This is a genomic window from Microbacterium sp. UBA1097 (genome assembly GCF_002313585.1).
Lineage (GTDB): Bacteria > Actinomycetota > Actinomycetes > Actinomycetales > Microbacteriaceae > Microbacterium.
Genome location: NZ_DCBW01000019.1, coordinates 89,851 through 96,964, shown reverse-complemented (window position 1 = coordinate 96,964; position 7,114 = coordinate 89,851). Strand labels below are relative to the sequence as shown.

At 67.8% G+C, this 7,114-nt stretch carries 8 protein-coding genes and 1 pseudogene; 3 read left to right on the top strand and 6 right to left on the bottom strand.

All coding sequences use genetic code 11. The features are described 5' to 3' along the window. From B4F19_RS05890 to dapA, 4 genes and pseudogenes are all read right to left on the bottom strand, one after another. Positions 1–540 (bottom strand): annotated as a pseudogene (locus tag B4F19_RS05890) (cell division protein FtsK); the annotation flags it as partial. A gap of 153 nt (positions 541–693) precedes the next feature. After that, positions 694–1,188, bottom strand: coding sequence for a GNAT family N-acetyltransferase (locus B4F19_RS05885; protein ID WP_292728578.1), 495 nt, complete (start codon positions 1,186–1,188; stop codon positions 694–696). A 58-nt stretch (positions 1,189–1,246) separates the two neighbouring features. After that, entirely contained in the window at positions 1,247–2,923 is a 1,677-nt protein-coding gene (locus tag B4F19_RS05880; protein WP_228177746.1) for a ribonuclease J, read from the bottom strand. 23 nt (positions 2,924–2,946) lie between these two features. Next, positions 2,947–3,924, bottom strand: a complete 978-nt coding sequence (gene dapA / locus B4F19_RS05875; RefSeq protein WP_292733340.1) for a 4-hydroxy-tetrahydrodipicolinate synthase — start codon at positions 3,922–3,924, stop codon at positions 2,947–2,949. A 69-nt stretch (positions 3,925–3,993) separates the two neighbouring features. On the opposite strand from dapA, the gene B4F19_RS05870 reads away from it, so the two are divergent. Then, complete coding sequence (locus B4F19_RS05870) at positions 3,994–4,539, top strand: NUDIX domain-containing protein (protein ID WP_292728573.1); 546 nt, start codon at positions 3,994–3,996, stop codon at positions 4,537–4,539. Between the two features lie 6 nt (positions 4,540–4,545). Here B4F19_RS05870 and B4F19_RS05865 read toward each other — a convergent pair whose 3' ends face one another. Together B4F19_RS05865 and thyX are read right to left on the bottom strand one after the other, a co-directional pair. Further along, positions 4,546–5,310: an SDR family NAD(P)-dependent oxidoreductase gene (locus tag B4F19_RS05865; RefSeq protein WP_292728570.1), complete on the bottom strand. Its 765-nt coding sequence runs from the start codon at positions 5,308–5,310 to the stop codon at positions 4,546–4,548. 34 nt (positions 5,311–5,344) lie between these two features. Further along, positions 5,345–6,070 (bottom strand): FAD-dependent thymidylate synthase, encoded by a 726-nt coding sequence (thyX, locus tag B4F19_RS05860; RefSeq protein WP_228177742.1) that lies wholly within the window; start codon positions 6,068–6,070, stop codon positions 5,345–5,347. 143 nt (positions 6,071–6,213) lie between these two features. Between thyX and B4F19_RS05855 the strand changes: the two genes are divergently transcribed. Then, positions 6,214–6,651 (top strand): thioredoxin family protein, encoded by a 438-nt coding sequence (locus tag B4F19_RS05855; protein WP_228177741.1) that lies wholly within the window; start codon positions 6,214–6,216, stop codon positions 6,649–6,651. Further along, positions 6,644–7,111, top strand: a complete 468-nt coding sequence (locus tag B4F19_RS05850) for a DUF4395 domain-containing protein (protein ID WP_228177740.1) — start codon at positions 6,644–6,646, stop codon at positions 7,109–7,111. Before B4F19_RS05855 ends, B4F19_RS05850 begins: the two co-directional genes overlap by 8 nt. Positions 7,112–7,114: the final 3 nt, after the last annotated feature.

The window sequence follows — 7,114 nt, the reverse complement described above, 5'->3', positions numbered from 1 at the left end:
CCAGCCGAAGACGCCGCCTGCCGCACTCAGTGCCGGGAGGCCGTCGCGCGGCTGCGGGCGGCCGCCGTAGACATGGGCGAAAGCCGCGATGACCAGGATGATGAGACCGAAGCCGATCCCGATCCTGCCGTTGTCGTGGACGGATGCCGGATGACGAAACAGCCAGCCCGCGAGGATCACCAGCAGCACCGGCAGCACGAACGCGACGCGTCCGACAAGCGCGCCGACCGAGTAGGCCGAGATCGTCTCGCCGACCTCCGACCCGATGAAGAACCACTCCACTACTGCGCCGGCGATCGCGAGCAGCACCAAGAAGAAGGGGAATCCGTCGCGCCGCTGGTCTTTCTCGAGGGTCTCGGGACCGAACGCGCGGAACACGCCGCCGGTCGCGTGAGCCAGGCCCAGCCACATCCGCACGATCAGTGCGGGGCGCTCTTCGTCGCCGACGTACCGCTTGGGCGCCGGCGCTGACGCGCGCGAACGCGAGCCCTTCGCGGGCGCACGACCAGAGGTCGAGGTCTTGGTGCTACTCCTCGGCATGACCTCCACGGTAGGTGCGACCACCGACAAATCCGCGGAACGACGCGGCCTGTCGGCATCCGACCGATGCGTCCGCCGCGAAACTGCAGTGTGCCCGCGAGCCAGCGCGCGCCTCACGCGCCCTCGCGGGCACGATGCAGTCTCGACGATCCGTCAGCGCAGGCGCTTGACCATGGTGTCGCGACCGAAACCGCTCTGGACTACCGCGAAGCCCTCGGTGCGGTAGAAGACCGCGGCGAAGTTGCCCCGCTCGACGCTCAGGCTCAGACGCGCGAACCCGGCGGCGCGAGCGTTGTCGGACAGGGCGCGCAGAAGCGCGCGGCCGACCCCGTGTGCCCGCCAGATGGGCCGCACCCCGATGATCAGCTCGGGAACACCAGTGCCGACGTAGCCGAATCCGGGGTCGGATCGCGGGAACATCCGATACCACGCCGCCCCGATGGGCTCCCCCTGCGGATCCGACGCGACGAACCCGGCGTCCCCGGGACGCATCCAGCCCGAGACATACCTGCCGTGCTCGGGGGCATTCAGCACCTCGTATCGCGGACGAGAGCGTCCCGGCGACCAGTTGGCTGCCTCGACGACCATGTCACCCAGGAACGCGCCATCGGCAGCCGTCGCGGGGCGGATGCTGAAGGTGGCGGGCATGCCGTGATTGTAGCGAGCGCGACAGGTCGCGCATCCGCCGACCAGCGGCGCTGGAAGCTCAGGCCTCGATGACCAGCGGCACGATCATCGGCCGGCGCCGCAGGGACTGATTCACCCAGCGGCCGATCGTGCGACGCACGACCTGCGAGAGCGCGTGATTGTCGCGCACACCGGACTGCGCTGCCTCCGCGAGTGCCGCAGCGATCTTGGGCTTCACGCTCTCGAACACTGCAGCGTCCTCCGCGAAACCTCGGGCGTGGACCTCGGGACCGGAGATGATGCGGCCGGTTGCGGCATCCACGACGACGATCACCGAAATGAAGCCCTCTTCGCCAAGGATGCGACGGTCCTTGAGGTCGGCATCCGTGATCTCACCGACGCTCGACCCGTCGACGTAGACGAACCCGAGATCGAGCTGACCGACGTTGCGCGCGACACCGTCGCGGAGATCGATGACAGACCCGTTCTCGGCGACGATCGTATTCTCGGCGGGAACGCCGGTCTGCTGCGCCAGCTGGGCGTTGGCCATCAGGTGCCGGTACTCGCCGTGGACGGGGAGCACGTTTCGGGGCTTGAGGATGTTGTAGCAGTAGAGCAGCTCGCCGGCGGCAGCGTGGCCCGACACGTGGACCTTGGCGTTGGCCTTGTGCACGACATTGGCACCGAGCTTGGTGAGCCCGTCAATGACGCGGTAGACGGCGTTCTCGTTGCCGGGGATCAGGCTCGAGGCGAGGATGACGGTGTCGCCCGGACCCGGCTCGATCTCGTGGTCGAGGTTGGCCATGCGCGAGAGCACCGCCATCGGCTCGCCCTGCGATCCGGTCGACATATAGACGATCTGATCGTCCGGAAGGTTGCGGGCCTTCTTGTAGTCGATGAGAAGGCCGTCCGGCACGTTCAGATAGCCGAGGTCTTCGGCGATCGTCATATTGCGCACCATGCTGCGGCCGAGCAGCGCCAAGCGGCGTCCGTGGGCGGCAGCGGCATCCATCACCTGCTGAACGCGATGGACGTGGCTGGAGAAACTCGCGACGATGACCCGGCGCGGCGCTTTGCCGATGACCTGGTCGAGGACCGGGCCGATCTCCTTCTCGAGGGGTGTGAATCCGGGGACGTCGGCGTTGGTGGAGTCGACGAGGAAGAGGTCGACACCGGCTTCGCCCAGGCGCGAGAACGCTCGAAGGTCGGTCAGGCGCCCATCCAGCGGGAGCTGGTCCATCTTGAAGTCGCCGGTGGCCAGCACCGTGCCGGCGTGGGTGCGGATGGCTACCGCGAGCGCGTCGGGAATCGAGTGGTTGACCGCGACGAACTCGAGCTCGAACGGGCCGAGCCGTTCGACCTGGCCCTCCTTCACCGTGAGGGTGTAGGGGCGCAGCCGGTGTTCCTTGAGCTTTGCTTCGGTGAGCGCGAGGGTCAGGCCCGAGCCGATCAAGGGAAGGTCGCCCTTGAGTTTGAGCAGGTACGGAACCGCGCCGATGTGGTCTTCGTGACCGTGCGTGAGCACGACCCCGACGATGTCGTCCAGGCGCTCCTTGAGGGGCTCGAAGTCGGGAAGGATGAGGTCCACTCCTGGCTGATGCTCCTCAGGGAAGAGCACCCCGCAGTCCACGACCAGGATCTTGCCGTCGAGCTCGAAGATCGTCATGTTGCGGCCGACCTCGCCGAGGCCCCCGAGCGGGATGACGCGCAGCGTCCCCGATTCGAGCGGGGGTGGGGCGAGAACAGCGTTGGACATGCGACTCCTATCGGCGCTGGGGATCAGCGCGTGGTGCCCGAGACCTTGGGCAGGGCACCGCCGGCGGCAGCGTTGCGGTCGGGGCGGAAGTTCGAGAAATCGGCACCGGGAACGCCCGACACGAGGGCCAGTTCATCCTCGATCTTGGCGGCTTCCCACTCCTCCGGGCCCACGAGCGGCAGCCGCACGCGAGGGCTGGTGATCCGGCCGAGCCCGTGGAGGATGTACTTGGCCGAAACGGTGCCGGGAACGTGCGTCATGACGGCGCGCACGAGCGGTTCGAGCTTGCGGTGGGCGGCAGTGGCAGCGGTGAGGTCTCCCGCGTTCACGGCGTCGACGATCTCCCGGTAGGGCTGCGCGGCGATGTTGGCCGTGACGCCGATCAGGCCGGATGCTCCGATCGACAGATGCGGCAGCACGTTGGCGTCATCGCCGGAGAAGTACAGCAGGTCGGTCTGGTTGAGCACGCGGCTCACCTCGCTGAAATCGCCCTTGGCGTCTTTGATCGCGAGGATGTTCGGGTGCTTGGCCAGCCGCAGGATGGTCTCGTACCGGATGGGCACGCCCGTGCGGCCCGGGATGTCGTAGAGGATGACGGGCAGATCCGTGGCGTCGGCGACGAGGCGGAAGTGGGTCAGGATGCCGGCCTGGGTGGGCTTGTTGTAGTAGGGCGTGACGATCATGATGCCGTCGGCACCGACCTTCTCGCTGGCCTTGTACAGCTCGATCGCGTGGGCTGTCTCGTTGGAGCCACCGCCGGTGATGATCTTCGCCCGTCCGGCTGCGACGTCTTTGCCGACCTCGACGAGGCGGATCTTCTCGGCATCGGTCAGGGTCGAGGTCTCCCCCGTCGTTCCGGTCACCACGATGCCGTCGGCCCCGGCGCCGATCACATCGTCGATGTGCTTCTCGACGGCCGGCCAGTCGACTTCGCCGTCGGCGGTCATGGGAGTGACCAGCGCGACGAGCACCTGCCCGAACGGGTTTGTCGAGTGCGTCATGGGTTCAGGCTATCGGTTCGGCATCCGGGGTCACCGCGACCGGCACCTGCGGGACTCTAGCCTGGTGGCATGTCGTGGCGCACGGAATCCTCGAGATCGGTCTATGAGAACCGCTGGATCGCGGTTCGGGAGGACGGCGTCAGCGGTCCTGCCGGCGCGGGGATCTACGGCGTCGTCCGGATGCAGCATCCCGCTGTGTTCGTCGTAGCCGTCGATACGCACGACCGGGTGTGCCTGGTCGCCCTGGAGCGCTACCCCACCGGCACGAGATCGATCGAGGTTCCCGCCGGGGGCACCGATGGGGAGTCCCCCCGCGAGGCTGCCGAGCGAGAACTCCGCGAGGAAACCGGCCTGCGGGCTGGCGAGCTCACCGAGATCGGCTTCATGTATGCCCTCAACGGCATCGCCGACGCCCCCGAGCACGTGTTTCTGGCGACCGGCCTGGAGCCCGTTCCCGGTGCCCATGCGACAGACCGCCACGAGGAGGGCATCGACGAGGTGTCGTGGGTTCCGTTTCCTGAGGTGCTCGGGATGATTCGCGACCGCCGGATCACCGACGGCGAGACAATCGCGGCGCTGATGTTCGCCGCCATCCACCTCGGGCGCGTGAGCTGACGGGACTCACCGACCGCGGCTGCCCGCGGCTGCAGCGACGGATGCCGGCAGCAGGCGCGCGACGGCGGTGATCAGCTTCCACTTCAGGGACGGGATCGAGACTGCCCGGCCGCGCGCTGCATCGCGCAGGGATTGCTCGACGACGACCTCAGCGTCGAGCCACAGCCAGTCGGCCACGCCCTCGCGGCCTGGCGCCAGCCCCATCCGTTCGTGGAAGTTCGTGTGGGTGAAGCCAGGGCAGACCGCGGTCACCGTCACCCCCGAGGGCGAGTAGGCGGCATTGGCCCAGCGCGAGAACTCGACGACCCACCGCTTGACAGCGCCGTAGGTCGATCGCGGCGTGTACGCGGCAACCGACGCGACGTTGATGACGCGTCCGTGACCGCGGCTGAGCATGGGGCCGAGGGCTGCGTGCATGAGCCGCATCGGTGCCTCGACATGCAGCGCGAGGTGACGGGCTTCGTCCTCGATGTCGTTACGTTCGAACGCGAGGGGAAGGCCGAAGCCGGCGTTGTTGACCAGAACCTCGATGGGGCGCTCGGGATCTGTCAGCCGGGCCTCGACCTTCGCCCGCTGGCGCGGTTTCGTCAGGTCGGCGACGAGGACCTCGGCCTGAACGCGGCAGCGATCGCGGATCTCTGTGGCGACGGCATCCAAGGCTGCCCCGTCCCGACCCACGAGCACGACATCCGCTCCCCGCGCTGCGAGGCGGCGGGCGTACTGCGCGCCGAGGCCCGAGCTTGCCCCGGTGACCAGAACGGTCTTCGGCATTGCGCTCAGCCGATCTCGGAGCAGGTCATCGGCGTCACGGAGCCACGCGGCCGTTCGCCGCGAACGCCGAGTGTGTCATCGGCATGAGGGTCGCCCACAGGTCTTCCATCTTCTCGGCGCACATCTCGATCTCCCGCTGCGGGAACGACGGGAAGTGGGAACCTTCGACCTTCGTCCGCAGCGACAGGAAGTTCATGAGCGACCGGGCGTTCATCGTGACGTACATCGACGAGTAGGTGTTCAGCGGCAGCACGATGCGCGCAACCTCGCGGGCAACGCCGGCATCCAGCATCCGTTGATACGCCGCGAACGCGTGCGCGGATGCCTCCCGCGTCGCCTCATCGACGATCTCGGTCTGCTCGGGGGTGCCGTCGATGAAGTCGTATGCACCGGGCTTTCCGACCTGAACGAGCTTTCGCTCGGGAGCCGGCACGTAGAACACCGGCCGCAGTTCGCGGTAGCGACCGGATTCCTCGTTGTAGGAGGCGATCCGGTGCCGCATGAACTCGCGGAAGACGAAGATCGGCGCCTGCACATAGAAGGTCATCGAGTTGTGCTCGAACGGGGAACCGTGCCGGTCACGCATCAGATAGTTGATGAGCCCCCGATCCCGGTCGGATGCCTCCACCCCGGCTGCTGCGTCGCCGAGGGTCTGTTCGCCGAGCGTCGACACGCGCGCCGCGAAGAGAACGTCGGAATCTGCTGCACTGGCTCGGACAAGCTCGACTGTCACGTCGCTGCGAAACTCGATGTCGGTCACGGCTCACACCCTACTCGCGCAAGCCCGCGTGGCACGCTGCGCGCCGGGCGCGTCCTGCCTCTTGCGATCTGGGTGCTCCAGCACAGTGTCACAGTCCGTCACGCGCGCCCCTCCCGCCTTCCGGTCGCTTAGTGTGGGATGCCGTGGAACCCCTCTCTGCTCTTCTCGGCATCGCCGCTCTGGTCGCGGTCACCGCCGTGATCGGCATCCTGCTGCGCAGCCGACAGGGGCGCCTGCGGCGTGATGTCAACCATGAGATCGTCGAGCCGTCCCGTCTCGGTGCCGACCGGCTCGGGGACGCTGCAACCCTGCTGCAGTTCAGCACGGAGATGTGCAGCCGATGCCCCGGCGTTCACCGGACGCTCGGCGAAATCGCCGCCTCGCGTCCCGGGGTTCTTCACCTGGATGTCGACCTCACTCATCGCCCCGATATCGCGCGCCACTTCAACGTGCTGCAGACCCCGACAACCCTCGTGCTCGACCGTGACGGCGCAGTCCAGACCCGGTTCGGCGGCGTGCCGAACCGCCACGTGCTCGAGCTCGAGCTTCAGCGACTGACGACGGAGAGCGCCCATGCCTGACAAAGCCCGCGGTATCGACCCTCGGGGTCCGCGGTTCGCCGCCGCGATCACATCCGTCCTGCTGCTCGTCGACGTGTTCCTCGGGCTGACCGGCGCCACCGTCGCAGCCTTCGTGCTGCTGGTCGCGATCGCCCTGCTATTCCTGTGGGGGGTCGTGTCGCCGCGCACGGCTCCGTGGGGCGCTCTTTATCGCGGCCTCATCCAGCCCCGCCTGGCGCCGCCCAGCGAGCTTGAAGACCCGCGCCCGCCGCGCTTCGCGCAGGGGGTCGGTCTGTTCGTCGCCGCTATCGGCATCCTGCTGTTCGTCGTCGGCGTGCCGTGGGGAGTCCCGGCAGCTGCCGCTGCAGCATTCGTCGCGGCTTTCCTCAACGCCGTATTCGGGCTGTGCCTGGGATGCCAGCTGTACCTCGTGCTGCAGCGCGCCGGGGTACTCGGTAGACGCAACCCCAGCGCCGCCTAAGCC